General features: G+C 58.0%; 23 protein-coding genes. 12 read left to right on the forward strand and 11 right to left on the reverse strand.

The annotated features are described in order from the left end of the window. Positions 1–42 precede the first annotated feature (42 nt). The 5 genes from ACX3P0_RS07100 to ACX3P0_RS07120 all read right to left on the reverse strand — a co-directional run bounded on the left by ACX3P0_RS07100 (position 43) and on the right by ACX3P0_RS07120 (position 2,376). The gene (locus ACX3P0_RS07100; protein WP_459087535.1) at positions 43–618 is read right to left on the reverse strand and encodes a hypothetical protein; all 576 of its coding nucleotides are present in this window, start codon (positions 616–618) and stop codon (positions 43–45) included. A 387-nt stretch (positions 619–1,005) separates the two neighbouring features. Further along, on the reverse strand, positions 1,006–1,476 hold the full coding sequence (locus ACX3P0_RS07105) for a hypothetical protein (RefSeq protein ID WP_459087536.1): 471 nt from the start codon (positions 1,474–1,476) through the stop codon (positions 1,006–1,008). 67 nt (positions 1,477–1,543) lie between these two features. Then, entirely contained in the window at positions 1,544–1,924 is a 381-nt protein-coding gene (locus ACX3P0_RS07110) for a hypothetical protein (RefSeq protein WP_459087538.1), read from the reverse strand. Between the two features lie 68 nt (positions 1,925–1,992). Next, positions 1,993–2,241 carry a hypothetical protein gene (locus tag ACX3P0_RS07115; protein WP_459087540.1) on the reverse strand — a complete coding sequence of 83 codons (249 nt, stop codon included), beginning with the start codon at positions 2,239–2,241 and terminating at the stop codon, positions 1,993–1,995. A gap of 9 nt (positions 2,242–2,250) precedes the next feature. After that, a complete protein-coding gene (locus ACX3P0_RS07120; protein ID WP_459087542.1) occupies positions 2,251–2,376 on the reverse strand; it encodes a hypothetical protein in 126 nt (41 codons plus the stop codon). A gap of 817 nt (positions 2,377–3,193) precedes the next feature. Between ACX3P0_RS07120 and ACX3P0_RS07125 the strand changes: the two genes are divergently transcribed. After that, positions 3,194–3,727 carry a hypothetical protein gene (locus tag ACX3P0_RS07125; protein ID WP_459087544.1) on the forward strand — a complete coding sequence of 178 codons (534 nt, stop codon included), beginning with the start codon at positions 3,194–3,196 and terminating at the stop codon, positions 3,725–3,727. 202 nt (positions 3,728–3,929) lie between these two features. Here ACX3P0_RS07125 and ACX3P0_RS07130 read toward each other — a convergent pair whose 3' ends face one another. Further along, positions 3,930–4,388, reverse strand: a complete 459-nt coding sequence (locus tag ACX3P0_RS07130; RefSeq protein WP_459087545.1) for a hypothetical protein — start codon at positions 4,386–4,388, stop codon at positions 3,930–3,932. A 227-nt stretch (positions 4,389–4,615) separates the two neighbouring features. Between ACX3P0_RS07130 and ACX3P0_RS07135 the strand changes: the two genes are divergently transcribed. From ACX3P0_RS07135 to ACX3P0_RS07155, 5 genes are all read left to right on the forward strand, one after another. Beyond that, the gene (locus ACX3P0_RS07135; RefSeq protein WP_459087546.1) at positions 4,616–5,047 is read left to right on the forward strand and encodes a hypothetical protein; all 432 of its coding nucleotides are present in this window, start codon (positions 4,616–4,618) and stop codon (positions 5,045–5,047) included. Next, the gene (locus ACX3P0_RS07140; protein WP_459087548.1) at positions 5,044–5,322 is read left to right on the forward strand and encodes a hypothetical protein; all 279 of its coding nucleotides are present in this window, start codon (positions 5,044–5,046) and stop codon (positions 5,320–5,322) included. Before ACX3P0_RS07135 ends, ACX3P0_RS07140 begins: the two co-directional genes overlap by 4 nt. After that, on the forward strand, positions 5,319–6,530 hold the full coding sequence (locus tag ACX3P0_RS07145) for a hypothetical protein (protein ID WP_459087550.1): 1,212 nt from the start codon (positions 5,319–5,321) through the stop codon (positions 6,528–6,530). Before ACX3P0_RS07140 ends, ACX3P0_RS07145 begins: the two co-directional genes overlap by 4 nt. A gap of 127 nt (positions 6,531–6,657) precedes the next feature. After that, on the forward strand, positions 6,658–7,293 hold the full coding sequence (locus ACX3P0_RS07150; protein ID WP_459087552.1) for a response regulator transcription factor: 636 nt from the start codon (positions 6,658–6,660) through the stop codon (positions 7,291–7,293). 138 nt (positions 7,294–7,431) lie between these two features. Further along, positions 7,432–7,824 (forward strand): hypothetical protein, encoded by a 393-nt coding sequence (locus tag ACX3P0_RS07155; RefSeq protein ID WP_459087554.1) that lies wholly within the window; start codon positions 7,432–7,434, stop codon positions 7,822–7,824. Positions 7,825–7,895: 71 nt separating this feature from the next. On the opposite strand, the gene ACX3P0_RS07160 is transcribed toward ACX3P0_RS07155, so the two are convergent. Next, positions 7,896–8,144, reverse strand: a complete 249-nt coding sequence (locus ACX3P0_RS07160; protein ID WP_459087556.1) for a hypothetical protein — start codon at positions 8,142–8,144, stop codon at positions 7,896–7,898. A 36-nt stretch (positions 8,145–8,180) separates the two neighbouring features. On the opposite strand from ACX3P0_RS07160, the gene ACX3P0_RS07165 reads away from it, so the two are divergent. Next, a complete protein-coding gene (locus ACX3P0_RS07165; RefSeq protein WP_459087557.1) occupies positions 8,181–8,801 on the forward strand; it encodes a DUF6932 family protein in 621 nt (206 codons plus the stop codon). After that, the gene (locus tag ACX3P0_RS07170; protein WP_459087559.1) at positions 8,776–9,738 is read left to right on the forward strand and encodes a hypothetical protein; all 963 of its coding nucleotides are present in this window, start codon (positions 8,776–8,778) and stop codon (positions 9,736–9,738) included. The genes ACX3P0_RS07165 and ACX3P0_RS07170 overlap by 26 nt, the downstream gene beginning before the upstream one ends. Here the strand turns inward: ACX3P0_RS07170 and ACX3P0_RS07175 are convergent. Beyond that, on the reverse strand, positions 9,648–10,382 hold the full coding sequence (locus ACX3P0_RS07175; RefSeq protein WP_459087561.1) for a hypothetical protein: 735 nt from the start codon (positions 10,380–10,382) through the stop codon (positions 9,648–9,650). The two genes, ACX3P0_RS07170 and ACX3P0_RS07175, sit on opposite strands and share 91 nt — an antisense overlap. Positions 10,383–10,612: 230 nt before the next feature. Between ACX3P0_RS07175 and ACX3P0_RS07180 the strand changes: the two genes are divergently transcribed. Further along, complete coding sequence (locus tag ACX3P0_RS07180; protein ID WP_459087563.1) at positions 10,613–11,659, forward strand: hypothetical protein; 1,047 nt, start codon at positions 10,613–10,615, stop codon at positions 11,657–11,659. A gap of 109 nt (positions 11,660–11,768) precedes the next feature. On the opposite strand, the gene ACX3P0_RS07185 is transcribed toward ACX3P0_RS07180, so the two are convergent. Next, positions 11,769–11,969, reverse strand: a complete 201-nt coding sequence (locus ACX3P0_RS07185; RefSeq protein WP_459087565.1) for a hypothetical protein — start codon at positions 11,967–11,969, stop codon at positions 11,769–11,771. Further along, on the reverse strand, positions 11,969–12,499 hold the full coding sequence (locus ACX3P0_RS07190; protein WP_459087567.1) for a hypothetical protein: 531 nt from the start codon (positions 12,497–12,499) through the stop codon (positions 11,969–11,971). Before ACX3P0_RS07190 ends, ACX3P0_RS07185 begins: the two co-directional genes overlap by 1 nt. Positions 12,500–12,570: 71 nt before the next feature. Here ACX3P0_RS07190 and ACX3P0_RS07195 point away from each other — a divergent pair, with 71 nt between their 5' ends. Genes ACX3P0_RS07195 through ACX3P0_RS07205 form a run of 3 tightly spaced genes read left to right on the forward strand, consistent with a single transcriptional unit; the run spans position 12,571 to position 13,692 of the window. Next, entirely contained in the window at positions 12,571–12,756 is a 186-nt protein-coding gene (locus ACX3P0_RS07195) for a hypothetical protein (protein WP_459087569.1), read from the forward strand. Beyond that, positions 12,756–12,959 carry a hypothetical protein gene (locus ACX3P0_RS07200; RefSeq protein WP_459087570.1) on the forward strand — a complete coding sequence of 68 codons (204 nt, stop codon included), beginning with the start codon at positions 12,756–12,758 and terminating at the stop codon, positions 12,957–12,959. Before ACX3P0_RS07195 ends, ACX3P0_RS07200 begins: the two co-directional genes overlap by 1 nt. A 1-nt stretch (position 12,960) precedes the next feature. Next, positions 12,961–13,692 carry a hypothetical protein gene (locus tag ACX3P0_RS07205; RefSeq protein ID WP_459087572.1) on the forward strand — a complete coding sequence of 244 codons (732 nt, stop codon included), beginning with the start codon at positions 12,961–12,963 and terminating at the stop codon, positions 13,690–13,692. Here ACX3P0_RS07205 and ACX3P0_RS07210 read toward each other — a convergent pair. Beyond that, positions 13,689–13,898: a hypothetical protein gene (locus tag ACX3P0_RS07210; protein ID WP_459087573.1), complete on the reverse strand. Its 210-nt coding sequence runs from the start codon at positions 13,896–13,898 to the stop codon at positions 13,689–13,691. The genes ACX3P0_RS07205 and ACX3P0_RS07210 overlap by 4 nt on opposite strands. Positions 13,899–14,040: the final 142 nt, after the last annotated feature.

A 14,040-nucleotide genomic window follows, 5' to 3' on the forward strand; every position in this document is an offset into this window, starting at 1 on the left:
GAGGTGGCTCTTTCGATGGTTGCGGTTCTCTCTCGTATATAGTCAGTCCTTGGCGAACACCTTCTCGAACGCTTTTGCCGCCTCCTCGGGCAAGATGGCGCCGACGGGAACGCGGGACTCGAAAACAGGATCCATCCTCGCCTGAAACGCATCGTCGACTCTGAACGCGACGGCTTCGATCCCGCCCCCTGCTTTCCTGATGAACAGCGTCCGCACGCCCGACTTGGCCGTTTTCCAGAAGCCTTTGCGGGCAACGATGCCCCGGGTGTAATTCCTCGTCATGTTGCCGAATTTATTCAGCTTCGCCGACTTCGAGGGAATGACGTCGTCCTTGCGGCGGCCGCCCTCGAAGACATAGCGCAGATACTCCTCTTGGATGGGTTTGATGAGGATGGCAGCGTCCGTATGTCGACCGCGGGCGCGCCACATGCCGAAAGCGTTCAAGGTGAATCTGGTCGGCCTGTCGAGAAGTTCTTCCATCCGTGTCCGGAGACCTGCAAGGACTCGAGTTCCCGTGGAATTTACGGCTTCCTGTTGGGCTTTGACGAGCTTGCCGACGAGATCGCCGGCCGTCTTCGCGAACTCGGTGTCGTTAAATTTTGGAACGGGACCGGCCATGTGGGAATCCTTCGTGGGTTGCAGAAGGATCGGCCCGTCGGCGGCTTCGAGGATACGCCAAAACGGATGAAGCCCCCTGCCAGAATGGGAATAATGGCAGAGGGCTTCGGAAGGACAGGGCTGTTTCAGGACCCCGTCATGTCACCAACATGGAGATCAATCCATGATGACAATCTGAGCTTGAGTCCTATCGACGACAGCCACAAGCCCCGTCGACAGATATTTTCACGAGCAGACACACAAAATGACGACGGCTATCGACGATGCCGCTGCGAAGAACGGCATGAATCCTTCAACCGCTTGAAAACGCTCGTCAAACACGGACTTGCGGAAGCTAACGCGCCTTAGCTTCAAAAGTTGGACATGCGATTTCATCCTGTCCATGCGTCAACCCCAGAAATCTGGCTGGTCGGTGTGCCCGAGGGCGAGCCCAAGCTTCGGCGACACCTGCTTGCGGTACTTCCCTGCGAGCGCAATCAGCATGGCAGCGTATGCCGGAGACGACGCGATGATTTCGGCGGACGCGCTGGCGAGCGCATGCCCGAGGGCGACGTCGGATTTGTCGAATCCCTTGCCGTTGGCTTCCCGGGCGTGGTCTGGATCGAGTCCCGCCACCGCTCGAACGGCAGCATGGGCTGCCTCGACGACGGCAAGGGTGGGGCGTGACTGGCGAGCTTGGGTCTCGTAGTCCGTCAGTGTCATGCCGTGACGAGCCTGGGCGGCCTTTGAGACGACGGTGCGGAGGCCGCCGCGGCGCCTGGTGGCTTTCAGGTGATCCTGGCGGATGGCATCCGGCGACGCATTCCATGCTTCGACGAAGGCATCACCGTCGTCCCAAATGCTGACATTTTCTTCCATGACGGCCTCACTAAGGGTTTCTGCCGAATCCGGATTCAGAAGCATGAAGTAATGGGGAGAACGGCAATCAGGAGAGGCTCACCAGGTGAGCGTCATCGCTTTCGTCATCCTGTCCGAGAAGCCTGTCGAAACGGTCGGACTGTCGCACCAGGCGGCGACGCAAGACACGCCGGGAAGCCTTGCGGTCGAACGGAACAGAGCGCTCCTTGCGTTCCCTACCCATTTCGACGACGGCATCCAGTGCGCTTTCCAGAATGAAATCGAGATCGGCTTTGCCGTCCCGGTCACGCTGCTCCTCCTTGATCTTCCGCAGGAGGGCGTACACGGCGACGGCCACCGCCGTATCGACGCGGCCTACCTCGGGACGGTCCTCCTGGACGAGCCTGACACGGTATTCGGCCTGTTCCTCACGATGGGTGTCGTCGTTGATCACCGCTCTTCTCGCCATGCCGTCCTCCGTCCTCACTAAAACTCACCAAAGCCAAGGATGGCCGACGGACACGCAAGCGACAACGCTTACGGCTTCATGAGTTTCGGGCGGAGCTTCCCGTTGCGGACGTCGGCGGACACGGACAGGACAACGCCCGGTCTCGCGGCGAACACCTTCCCGAGGACGTTCCTAATTTCATTCGCACCGGGACCGTCGACGGCGAGGAGCATGAGCGCTGCGTCTGCGAGAGCGTCGCGTATGTTGCCGACGGTCGGCTTGATCGCGCCCTCGGCCTTCGCCTGTTTCTGTTCGGCACGGGACTCGGCCCGTTTCACACGATCGTATTAGCGGCGTTGCTCGACCGTCATGTCCGCGATCGTGGCGGCCGGTGCTTCCTGCTTTGCGCATAGGTCGAACCTGTGGAGGCTCGGGAAACTCACTTGATACGCCTCTTGTCCGGTCAGTTTCATCACATCCTCCACGCTCACTAAAAGAATGTTCGCTCGGGACCTCACAAGAAAAAAGAGATTGGACATGTCCAATTGAAATTATTTTCGGCCGATGTGAGACGAAGGCTTCGCCATGCGGCTGCGTTGACATGAAAACATCTGCGGAGCCAGGACACGGAAGCGGAGCCACCAGCCTACGGTTCGAGGATTCATGTAGGCCCAAGCCTTGGGGTGCGAAACCGAATGCACCCTTGCAGGACTAGCACTGCCTCTTCCATCCAGCGGGATCTAAACCCCTGTCCGAAGGACCATCCCACGGATCTTTCTTTCTTCGCCGTAGGCGTGCGTTGATGATCTCCTCCGGAGCCATGGCTTCCTGTTCAAGGAGCCCATATGCGGAGCACTTTCGAATCCCATACGGCCCGAAGGGCTATTAGTTCTATAGTATACACCCCTGGAATTTCGATGAATTTGGTTGACGGAAACAGGGCCAGTCTCACCGAAACGGCGATTATTAAAACGAGGAAATGTCACTTCGAGGGGATTAAAACGAGTAAATGTCAGTCTCATCGCGGACATTCCGAGTCCTTCCGTGGCACGGCCATCCGAATCCGCAGCCTCCGGGGAGGAGCTATTAGTTCTATAGTATATCCCCCTGAAAATCGGCCGTATTCCGTTGACGGGCATTGGCTACGGCTGGCTGAAACGGCGATTATTAAAACGAGGAAATGTCAGTAGCCGGGTATTAAAACGAGAAATCGTGATCCAGCCCTCGTTTTAATGCTTGTGGCTGTCATGCCCGCCGGTCACCATCATTGTAGGAATGGGGGAACCTACAATGGAAATGCAGACCAAGCCGCTTGTTGGACGACGCATCAAGGCGGCCGATCTCGTGAAAGCGATCACGGATCCGGCGCAGATGAAACTGCAACGGCCCGAGACTCCGAAGCCTTCGGTCGCCATCGAATCCATGTCGGTGATCGGTAAGGACAAGCTTCGTGCCGGCGACCAAGCCATCTACGAAATCTTTTGGGCATGGGCCAGGGAGCAGGATGTCGAAAACGACAAGTATGAGATCCCTGCCGCTTACGTGCGGTCGTATCTGGCGCAAGGCGAGAAGGGCGACGGGCATGCGCACAACGATCGCCTCGTCGATGCCCTCGAGCGACTGTCTACGACGCATGTCAGGTATGCTGTCCGGGACGATGCCTTCCGCGAACGCGGGACGGTGCCTCTCGTGACGGCTAGGTTGTTCGCGACATCGCCGCCTGCATCAGGGCAGGGCAGTTCGACGTCGAAGACGTTGCCCGTGCAATCGCCGCTGCATGCGACGCATCGGGAACGGACATCGAACCCGTTCCCACGTCGGTGACGGATGAATATGCGGTCCGTCATGAAGTCACGTGGCAGTCGTGGCTGGCAAAGTCCGGCACCAAGTACGACCGCGCGCTGTCGGCGGTGGTGGCAGAGATCAAGCCCTATATCCTCTCGGTTGTCAGTAGAGCGGCGTCTGCAGGTGACCGAGCGCGAGTTTCAGGAATTCGTCGCCCTCCCCTGTATGTGATGCTTGCCCGTTATGCGAACGCCTGGCCTCGGGTCGCGGATGGCGTTTCGTCGACGGGGACCAGCACCTGGTCTCCGGCTTCGGCTTCCAACTGCGGCATGGTCGCCCAATCCTTGCGCGGCAGCGGGACACCAACCAAGCCCGTCTTTTCGCCTGCCGCCCATCTTCCGCAGATCACAGGCCCCGCCATCGCCAGCCTCGCCAGTTGATCCGGCGGCATGCAACATAGGGAGATCGCGACATGCTGCGGCATGCCTGCTAAATCGAATGTTCCCCGGGAATGCCAGTCGCCTGCGGCGTATTCGTGAATCCGCTCGCCGAGTTCCGAGTTGACAGGCGTCAACTTTGACGCCTCGCCCTCTAGTGATTCGCGGAGTTCCTCGATCAGATCGTCGACGACGTCTTCGAACTCGGCCGTCGGTGGCAATGGCGCGCCTTGGCGGCCGAGTAGCCATGCAGGAATCGACAAGATGCCCCGAAGGATTCGACGGAGGTGAAAAAGGATTCGCTTGAGCATGGTGATGTCTCCGGGATGTTCGCGGCAACAATCCTTTCTGGGCATGCAAGCGACAACGACAACTCGACGGCTTAACTAGCGCTGTCAACAAACTGTGCAAGAATTTGAATTGATGTAGATTTTTCCACTATGAGCTTGCGGCCGTCGACGCCACCATCATGGGAAACATGGAGGTGAGCATGCTTGAAGTTCATTGCAAAAAATGCGGCTGTTACGAGAACGATGCCTGTTACGGTGACGAGACTGGCCCCTGCTGGTGGGTAGAGAAAGATCTCTGCTCGGCGTGTGCCGGACATCAGCCAGACGCGAAGCGTGAGGTTGAGTTCCTGGTCTTTGATCCAGACGATCTTCTGCCGTCATCGGTTCCAGTCTGCCGTTACGACGTCCTCGACGAAGCGATCGAGCATGCGGCGAACCGCAAAGGTTACGTCGCACTGGAGGAGGATTGCGGATTTCAATCCGTCGCCTGGGTCTCGCCGAAATTCGACACGCATTTGCTGATGGTGACGATCATCAATCGATGGAACGCCGAAACGTCGGAATTCCTGTCCGAGCGCCGGGAAGACATCATGCGCCATGTCCGCGCGCACCGCATGTCGGAGGTCGCATGATGGCCGGGCGCCCCTCGACATCGGCTGCCTTGGCACGGATTCGGCAACAAGCGTGGGATCGCGCCGTTCGGTATTCGGGTCTTTCGCAGGAAGAGATCGCGACCGAGATCGGGATGTCCCTCGCGACCGTTCGTTCTTACAGCGCTACGAAGGGCAACACGCCGTCGGATGAAGCTGTCGCGATCCTGAAGCGGCGGAACCTGTTGACCGCAATGGAAACGCTTGCTGAGCGGTACGGCGACGACGTCGTCCATGTCGCGGGCGGTCGGCCGTGAAGCTCGCCTATGACGAGGCGCGCGCCCTCGACCAGTGGGTCTGCGAATGGACTCCTTCGGCACATATCGGCGACCTGCTGCGTTGCTCGGTCGGGCGGATCGCAGTCAAAGAACTCCGGCGTGTCCGGGCAAAGCTGACCGGTGGCGATACTCCGCTCAGCGGAGTCCTTCCGGATCACGATACGGCGCAGCACATTGTCGACTGGCTGACGGCAGATTTCCTCGACGGTGCCGAATGGATCGAGCGTGTCGACGGGGAGGGGCGGCCGCTCAAACTGATGAAATGCGGAAGCTACGAGCAACTCATTCTCGAAGCCGACAAAGCCATGCGGCGGCGCCTTCAAGGTTCGGCCGCCGCACTCGGTGATAGGGACGAGACCGTCGTCGCAGAACTCGCCAAAGGATTCCGTTTGGTCCGCTTGCTGACCCCTCATGCGCTTGATCATGAAAGCAAACGCATGAAGCATTGCGTCGGCCACGGCGCATATGACCGCGGTATCGAGACCGGGACGACCCAGATTTATTCATTGCGGGATGCCAACGGGAATCCTTGCGTTACCATGGAAACCTATCCCGCTGGCATCAGACAGTACCGCCGCGACGAAGAGGGGGGCTTCCATCCAATCTTGGATAACTCGAGGTGGGCCGTCAACCAGATGCAAGGTCCACGGAACACGACACCGCTGCGCAAGCACATGGACATCCTGCGGGAGTTCTTGAAATCCTCAGGATGGGAAGACTGGAAATCGTGGTTCCCGATCGTCGTTGACGTCGGCGGCGTTGAGCACGATGCCGACAGGCTTCCCGCGGGGACGTCCTTCGAACGGCTCAGCTTCATGACCGTCAACGCTATGCCGGACGTCGAGATCGTGCTGCCCGAAAACCTCACTATTCGCGGCGGCCTCGACCTGCAGGACGCGGTCATTTCGAAGCTGCCCGAAGGACTCCACGTCGGCGGCGATCTCAATATCGGCGACAACACAATCACCGTGTGGCCGACAGATATTATGATCGACGGCTTAGTTCATGGCGGCGAAAACTGTTCGCAGGAACTGATCCCGGTATGGATCAGGGAGAAGATGGAGGCGGGTCGGCAGCGCAAGCGGGAGAATGATCTCGCGATGACGAAGTTTTTCGACGAGAGCCTAGACGAATTTATAGGCAGGATCGCCGAAGATTATGCCGCCGCTGGGCATGATGGCCCCTGATCAAAACGCGCGGCGATGGCAGTTAAGTGCCGTTGGCTACAAAAGTCTCTCGTTTACCCGCCGGATAATCGTTTGATTTAGCCCCCGCCATTTGCCTTACTCCGAATCGGGCAATTCGGGGGTATGAATGCAAGCAGTTACACTGTTTCGGCATGCGTTGAATCAATGGGAAAACGGCAAGCCGTCAGGCAGGCAACAGCTATTTGCGTTAGCGCAAGAGCTTCAACCACGATGCGACGAGAGCACGAACCTTTACATCATTGACCTGTTGCCGGACGATCCGCTGCAATTCGGTTCGGATGCCCTCGTCGAAAACGTCGATATGCGAGGACTTCGATCGACGCTCGGGGGGTATGCCGATCAGCAATACGTGAAGCGGGACGTCGTTCCCCATTTCCTCGATGCCAAAGAATCCGGGGAAATGAGCTGGCTCCGCATGAAGTCACGAATCCAGGATCAGATCGCCGTCTACGACCGACTCTTGTTGCCCGTGGCGGAGCACAAAAGCGTCCGATGGGCGATTTCGATCACAAAGACCCGCCTCCTTCTTCCTGCCATGCCGAAGGCCAGACTGCTCACGGAACGACAGGAGGACATCCTGTTCCTGTTGTCGCAAGGCTCGTCCTCCAAGGAGATTGCCAGGCGGTTCGGTGTTTCGCATCGGACGGTCGAGCATCAGGTCGATGCGATCAAGAAACGTCTCGGCGCCAAAAACGTGGCCCACGCCGTTGCGATTGCCGTAGCCCAGGCAATCATCGAGTAGCCGCATAGGTAGTTCTACCCAGTGGGTAATTCCTGCGGGTTGCGCTAGTCCTGCATCGGGCAGGAGGCCCAGATTTTCGGCGGAAATTCCACCAAACGGAGTCCTTCCTGTTGGCAACAAACTCGAGGTAGGATTCCAATGTCGCGACTAATTCAATTTGCGGGGTTCGGCGTTGCCGTTATCTCCCTGTTTCTTCCGGCCTATTCAATGCCTTTTGTAGGTAATGTGAGCCTTCTTCAGGGCTGGCAAGGCTGGCTTATTCTAATCCTGATCGCGGCGGGGGTCGTCACCGCCGTGTTGAATTACAGCCTCTGGACGAAGGTTGCCGGGGGCCTCGCACTCGGCGCGACGGTCGTGTTCCTCGTTCTTGTCCTGTCGGACCTGAACCAGATGAATTCTCAAATAGGCAGCATGGCTCCGAAAAACCTGTCGTTCGGATTGGCTTGGTCGTGGTATCCGCTAATCGTCGGATTGATCCTGGTTCAGCTCGCGCCGCTTATGTCGCAGTCTCGGTCGGTGAAGGCAGCCTAAACGGTTACTCGATGGGCGACCGCCTACAGTCGTAAGCAATGGCAGCCTGATTGTAATGCAGGCGTTGGCTGTCATACCAACGGCAGGTTCCTTCGATCCTGCCGTTGGCCTTCGCAAGCGCCGCCCTTGTCTCGGCCATCCGAAGCGATCTCGGGGGCCTCGGCAGGAACGACATAGATTTCGGCGGCCTTTTGCTCGATCAGGCGCCTGGCGATATCCTCCGTGACTTTAACGACGTCGTCGGGGGCGTAGAGCGTGCCTGATACCTTGACGGAGCAGTTCAGGGCGACGGTGACGGTCTTCTCTTCGGTTTTCGACATGGGGAATCCTTTCGATGATTGTCGACTAAGGATTCGATGGTCGCCGCCGGCGACGACAGCAACAATAGGCGGTCGGTTCGCAGTGGCGGCTTTAACCTTTTCCTGCCACACTCGCCCCGGGTTCGGGAAATAGGGCACGGGGAGAGGATGGGAGTCGGAAGAAAGCCTGATTTTACGCCTTTGCTTGCTCCCGGGCGGCACTATTTGAAGCTTCGGGAGTTCTACGAACGGTTCGTGCGTGGAAGCAAGAAAGAGGCATGCAGGGAGCAGCTGTATCTGGGACTCGAGGAACTGGTGCAACGGTTCCTTCGCGTCAAGATACCGTGCGAGTTCTGGATCGACGGTAGTTTCCTGACGGAGAAAGAAGAGCCGTCGGACATCGATGTCAGCATTTTCATCGACCTCGACGTTCGGGAGCAGCTTACGCCGGAGCAGGAGGACCTGATCGAGAAGGCCAATGACATAGGATACATCAATGGCGTGGATAGCTTCGTTTTCGTCGTCTACCCGCGTGGCCATGATCTGTTTCATACGGAACTCGACGAAGGGCACGACTGGGGCAGGCAGTATGGCCTTGAGAACAGTGAATTCTGGCTGAAGGGCTTTGTCGTAATGAGGCTATGGGAAACCGATGTCGGACTACGCATTTGTAGCTGATAGGGCGCGCAAGGCGTTCTCCTCGGTGGCGCGCCTTGAACGCGCCCTGGAGAAGACCCCTGGCGACCGCGGCATACAGACCAATCTGCTCGCGATGCGTAAGCTGGCTGACCAAGCCCAGAACGAGCTTCTGCGTCTGGCGGAGATCAACAAGATCGAGGTTTGCAACTACCGTCTCGTTCCGGAGCCATCCGTCAGTCTGGCCCTCCCGTTCATCTCGAGATCGTTCCTGAGTTACCAGAACCTGTTCAGCCAGATTTACGACGCGATCCGCAACGGGGTTCTGAAAGAGCGCGCCGTCATCGGCAAGGAAGCCGAGATCGAAAGCATGCTCGAGTTCGGCTATTCATACAGCGGTTCGCTTGGCGTGGTTTTACTGGCGCAGAGCGAGAGGAATTTCTTCGACGGCAACCTCGACAAGCCGATCGAGGCACTGTTTCAGGTTCTCGACATCAAGGACAATGACACCGTGCGCGACGTAGCCCATACGCTCGGCAATGCAGTCGTCAAACGGGTTTTCGACTGGTCAGAGGCCAACATCCTGGGCGGATTCAGCGCCGACGTGCGTTGGACCCGCTCCGACGGCCGACAGTTAGGGCAAATGGTTGAACGTCGACAGATGGAGAAGATCGTCGACGTCATAAAGAAGACTGCCGACGAATCCTCGACACCGCTTGCGCTGCGCGGAATGTTGGTGGGTGCTGACCTTGCGGGCCGCACCTTCCACTTTGTCGTCCCTGACGGCGAAGCCTACAAGGGGCCGTTCCATAAGGAACTGGAAGTCGGGCCCGAAATCGTCGTCGGGAAAATGTACGACGTGCAAATCGTCGTCATGGAGAAATACTTCTACGCGACAGAGCGGAGCGAGAAGAAAAACCTCCTCCGGAAACTTGCCCTTGTTCGCGAAGACCCCGAGCCACCGTTGCCTATGAAATAAAAAGGCCCGCGCATGGGGACGCGGGCCTTTTCTTTTCGGGAGTCCTTCCGGGAGGTTACAGGACGTTCGCCGAGAAGGTGCTGTTCGGACGGGTCGGAACTGGGTCTCTCCGCGCGTGCGATCAGGTGCTTGTTCATCTCCTCTTCGAGGGCCACGCGCAGTTCGACGGGATCGATGCCGAACTTCGCCGCAAGCTGCGGGGTGATGCGCGACGGCCAGTCCTCGAGAGCCTGGCGTTCGCCGGACCAGCGTTTCGCATGCAGCGCGGAGAGTGCTTCCTTGTCGACAAGGCGGCCGGCTTTCGTTTCGTATTCAAGTTGTCGGAGCAGCGCGAGGTAGTTTTCTTTCACGCGTTTCGCTTCGACGAAAACGAGCGGGGCGTTACCCTTGGCGTAGACTTCGAGTGCCGCAAATTCCGCGTCGGTCAATTCCGGCGACGAATCCTCGGAAGCGGATTCCGTTACCTCGGGTAACACGGGGGTAACGCCGAGGCAGTTGTCGGCGAGCATCTTGTTCGAAGCGGCGACGACGACTTTTCCCGCTTCGTCGATGACGAGCAAGCCTTTGGATTTCCAAGAAGTAACGGTTTTTCTGGAGACGGAATGGAGCCGGGAAAATTCCGCTTGGCTCATGGTGTCGGACATCGGCGGCCTCCCGGTTGTTACCCTGTTCAGAGGTCTGACGCTGGCGGGATCGCGGGAGAAACCTGCCTCCGATAGAATTGGTCTCCAGGAGAACCTACCCCCGGGGGGTGCAACAGTCGGCGCTATTCGACAGGCAAGGATTCGCGGGGCAGACGCTGCCAGCAGGCGCACGCATCGTTGCAGGCACTCGGGCATGCCTGTTAGATAACCACGCGGCGAGGGATGGATGAATGAACGACAGCTCAGGGAAATATCCCCACTGCATTGAACCGTTGTGGGACAGGTATCACAATAATGCATGGGATGCCGTAGGCGCAGGCGGAGAAGAGCTTTACCTATGGGGGCTTGCGTCGGGCGGGTGGCATAGTATCGACGATGATTTGCCTATGGTGCGAGAATTCGTAGCACAAGGCTGGCTTGTGTCCGAAAAGAGATCTACCCGCACCTATAAGTACAAGCTCTCGGACGCGGCCTGGGCCGAGATCGAGACACTCAAGGCGCATCTCAAGAGCACCGTTCAGCAGGCAGCGTGCTTGTCCGACATGACCTTGGAACAGTTCTGCGCGAACTATTATCCAAGCGTACGTAGACGTCCACATCCATGGCAGGTCAGGGAGACATTTCGCAGGCTCTTATATGCCAGTTCCAACATCGCATCGGATTACAAAGGGAACGTTCACTGGCATCTCGCTGACGATTACCAACCCGAGCGCCCGGGAGAGGCTAAACTGATCCAGGGCCAGCTTGCCCATGTCCATTGTTTCTTCGGGCGCCCGTTCCTGTCTGCTTCGGCCAAGCTATTGATCATAAGGATGAAAGCGTGGGGTGTAGCCAAGGAAACGCTGGCCGAGATGGATCGCGCGCTGGCGGAAAGGTTGAGGCGGCTCGATGCGGTGAGAGAAGAACGATTGGCAAGGACTCAAACGAAGGAATTGGCCAAACCTTCCTTCTGGTTCGATCTGGTTCCGGAGGACGTGGCGCGGCGGCAGGAAAGATGGGACAAGTGCATGGCCGCCCTTCGGATGAATCGTCTGGGATTCTCATACAGGAATATCGCGGAAGAGTATGAGATATCGCATAATGCGGTTAGCACCATGGTGCACGAGGCCGAAAGGGATAAAGCGAAAGGTAAACTGACCCCGGTTGAAATTTACCTATCAATTCCGATTGCAACGTTGATTGATGAGAGGCTGGCGGAAGCGGTGTTTACTTTCTATGACTGGGCTTCGTCTTCCGAATTGACGTCTTTAAGGCCCCGCTCCGACAGTCGCTCCTGAACCTGCTTCAACCTTTCCTCGTCGTCGAAGAAAAGATCGGCCGCCGCCAGTCTCTTGGCGGCAATCCTGCGTGCGACGGGGTCGCGGCCAACGATCTCGGGTGGGTTCTTCATTCCTTCACTTCCTTCGTCTCGGTGACCACCCTCGGCCCGTGCTCGAGCAGGAAGTCTCGGGTCCAATCGATCAGGAGGTTTGCGGAAACCATCTGGCGGACGCGGGCCTCTGCCCGTTGGCGCAGGAGATCGTCGGCGATGATGGATTCGGTTTTGCCGATGCCGGCTTGTTTCTTGATCGTCTGCGTCGGTTTCATCACTCGGTCTCCTCCCGGACAGGCAGCGTACGGCCACTGAGGCGGAGGTAGTCCTTGATCCGGTGCGTCGCGAAGTATGCGTCTACGTCGAAGAAGGGCGGCAGACGTCCTTCCTCCTGACCCTTCCGTACATCCTCATGGTCCACGCAGATGCCATCGCGGTTGTCCGCCGGATGGTAGCAAATCGATGCCATGCCCTCGTCGATGCGATCAAGATTGACGGGGGCGTTTTCCCGAGCGCTCTGGACGATGTGCCTGATCTGGTAGAAGTGATCCTCCAAACGGTCTTCGAGCGATCTTGGCGCCTCGTCATCCTCGTCAGGTTCGGACTGGGCTGGCCCGCCCTCCAGTTCCTCCTCAAGGGTCCGAATCTTCAGCTCTAACAGCCGCAGCTCCGCAAGGGCCGTTCGGCGGACGATCTCGTCAAGATCGAGAACGGAGCTCTTATCCGACAAGCCTTCCAATGTGGAAGATACCCGTAGCCTTCGATAATATTCCCGCCCGTTGCCGCCGGCTGAATGGATTCCCATGCTATGTCTCCCCATGCGCACGTTGAGACATCAGGATTGTCGCCGGCGACGACAGCAACAAGGGGGGCCGCATGCTCGACGTTGAGAAAGAAACCGCATCCACGATCATCGATGCCTTGGCCGTTGCCATCGACAACAAGCCTTCTTCGGCGAAAACATTCAGCTCGGTTCCCTACGAGAGCCTTGCTGTCTATGGGAACTGGGGCAAGACCACAATGATTCCAAGAACGACACGAACCGGACGCGCGCGCTGCTGATGGCCTATCTCGTGTTCTCCGGCGGCCGCATCCCGTTGACCGGCATCCAGATGGACGGAACGTGGTTTCGCCCCGACGTTTGGGTTGCGGGAGCCTTGGTGAAGCGGGGATACCTGCTCGTCGACGAGGCGGCAGGCGAATTCCGTGTCACGCCCGAGGGATGGGCGTTCGTCGCCGACACGCTCGAAGGACTCGGCAAGTAGCATGCCTACGGTGAAGACCAGAGTTCCTGACGGATGGGGCAAGGATACGTTGTCGTCGTTCATCGACGAATTTCGACATAATCAGTTCGCGACTTTCAGCAGGAAACGCGAGGCAATGACGGGCCTTGAGCGCATCGATGAATTGCTTAAGCGGTTTCTATATGGTGCGGTCGATCCGAAACCGTTCGTTCCTATGTCGTTCTTGACGCGTGCCCATTCGGCCTTCCGGGCGACGTCGGGCGTGGTCATGGGCGGCCATCTCTACGAGTCCCAAGCGTTAATGCGCCTCTCGCTCGAGCACGCGGCATATGGCCTGTACATCGGAGATGACGGCGAAAGGTGGACACGTTGGATGCAACGGCATGACAGTGATGAGGCAGAGGCTGCCGTCAGGAAGGAATTCTCTCACAATCGGATTAGGAAGCATGTCCAAAGTATCGATTCGAATCTCGGAGAGCGCTTCGACTTGTTTTACGGAAGCACCATAGATTTCGGCGCGCATCCGAACGAACTGGGTTTTTCGGCAAATACGCTGACCAGGAAAGACGACGACGGCGGCGTAGCTATCATGACGGTCTATCTGCAAGGGGACGGCAAGTTGCTCGACCTGGCATTGAAAATGACTGCCCATGTCGGGCTTTGGGTCCTTGATGTCGCTGAACATATCTACGGGGAAAGGTTCGCTACGCGAGGATTCAGCGCCGATCTCGTGGAAGCGAAGAAGGGCTATTAACCGAAAGTGGCTTCGAACGCATCCGCCAGTTTCTTTGGAAGTTCTTCGGCAACGATGGCTTCGACCGGGAAGTCGGCCTTGGCCTCGTAACGGACCCTGTTGACCCGAAGGGCGATGGCCTCGATCCCGCCGTAGGCGTTGCGGACATACAGACCTTCCATGCCGTTGTGGGTCTGCATCCACCAGCCGCCGTTGGCCTCGACCATTTCCAGATCCGTCGGGGAAGTTGCCGTAGCGGTCGAGTTTCGCACCGCTGCCTGGCACCAGGATTCCGCCCGGTTCCGTGCGCACGCCGCCCTCGAACAGGAATTGCAGGTATTCGCGGTCGTCTTTCAGGTAAATCCTTGC

The organism is Mesorhizobium sp. A556 (genome assembly GCF_054489545.1).

Coding starts and splice junctions, on each gene's coding strand:
- ACX3P0_RS07100 (WP_459087535.1), bottom strand. CDS start 618: ATGGCCGGTCCCGTTCCAAAATTTAACGACACCGAGTTCGCGAAGACG.
- ACX3P0_RS07105 (WP_459087536.1), bottom strand. CDS start 1,476: ATGGAAGAAAATGTCAGCATTTGGGACGACGGTGATGCCTTCGTCGAA.
- ACX3P0_RS07110 (WP_459087538.1), bottom strand. CDS start 1,924: ATGGCGAGAAGAGCGGTGATCAACGACGACACCCATCGTGAGGAACAG.
- ACX3P0_RS07120 (WP_459087542.1), bottom strand. CDS start 2,376: ATGAAACTGACCGGACAAGAGGCGTATCAAGTGAGTTTCCCGAGCCTC.
- ACX3P0_RS07125 (WP_459087544.1), top strand. CDS start 3,194: ATGGAAATGCAGACCAAGCCGCTTGTTGGACGACGCATCAAGGCGGCC.
- ACX3P0_RS07135 (WP_459087546.1), top strand. CDS start 4,616: ATGCTTGAAGTTCATTGCAAAAAATGCGGCTGTTACGAGAACGATGCC.
- ACX3P0_RS07140 (WP_459087548.1), top strand. CDS start 5,044: ATGATGGCCGGGCGCCCCTCGACATCGGCTGCCTTGGCACGGATTCGG.
- ACX3P0_RS07150 (WP_459087552.1), top strand. CDS start 6,658: ATGCAAGCAGTTACACTGTTTCGGCATGCGTTGAATCAATGGGAAAAC.
- ACX3P0_RS07155 (WP_459087554.1), top strand. CDS start 7,432: ATGTCGCGACTAATTCAATTTGCGGGGTTCGGCGTTGCCGTTATCTCC.
- ACX3P0_RS07160 (WP_459087556.1), bottom strand. CDS start 8,144: ATGTCGAAAACCGAAGAGAAGACCGTCACCGTCGCCCTGAACTGCTCC.
- ACX3P0_RS07165 (WP_459087557.1), top strand. CDS start 8,181: ATGGTCGCCGCCGGCGACGACAGCAACAATAGGCGGTCGGTTCGCAGT.
- ACX3P0_RS07170 (WP_459087559.1), top strand. CDS start 8,776: ATGTCGGACTACGCATTTGTAGCTGATAGGGCGCGCAAGGCGTTCTCC.
- ACX3P0_RS07175 (WP_459087561.1), bottom strand. CDS start 10,382: ATGTCCGACACCATGAGCCAAGCGGAATTTTCCCGGCTCCATTCCGTC.
- ACX3P0_RS07180 (WP_459087563.1), top strand. CDS start 10,613: ATGAACGACAGCTCAGGGAAATATCCCCACTGCATTGAACCGTTGTGG.
- ACX3P0_RS07185 (WP_459087565.1), bottom strand. CDS start 11,969: ATGAAACCGACGCAGACGATCAAGAAACAAGCCGGCATCGGCAAAACC.
- ACX3P0_RS07190 (WP_459087567.1), bottom strand. CDS start 12,499: ATGGGAATCCATTCAGCCGGCGGCAACGGGCGGGAATATTATCGAAGG.
- ACX3P0_RS07195 (WP_459087569.1), top strand. CDS start 12,571: ATGCTCGACGTTGAGAAAGAAACCGCATCCACGATCATCGATGCCTTG.
- ACX3P0_RS07200 (WP_459087570.1), top strand. CDS start 12,756: ATGGCCTATCTCGTGTTCTCCGGCGGCCGCATCCCGTTGACCGGCATC.
- ACX3P0_RS07205 (WP_459087572.1), top strand. CDS start 12,961: ATGCCTACGGTGAAGACCAGAGTTCCTGACGGATGGGGCAAGGATACG.
- ACX3P0_RS07210 (WP_459087573.1), bottom strand. CDS start 13,898: ATGGTCGAGGCCAACGGCGGCTGGTGGATGCAGACCCACAACGGCATG.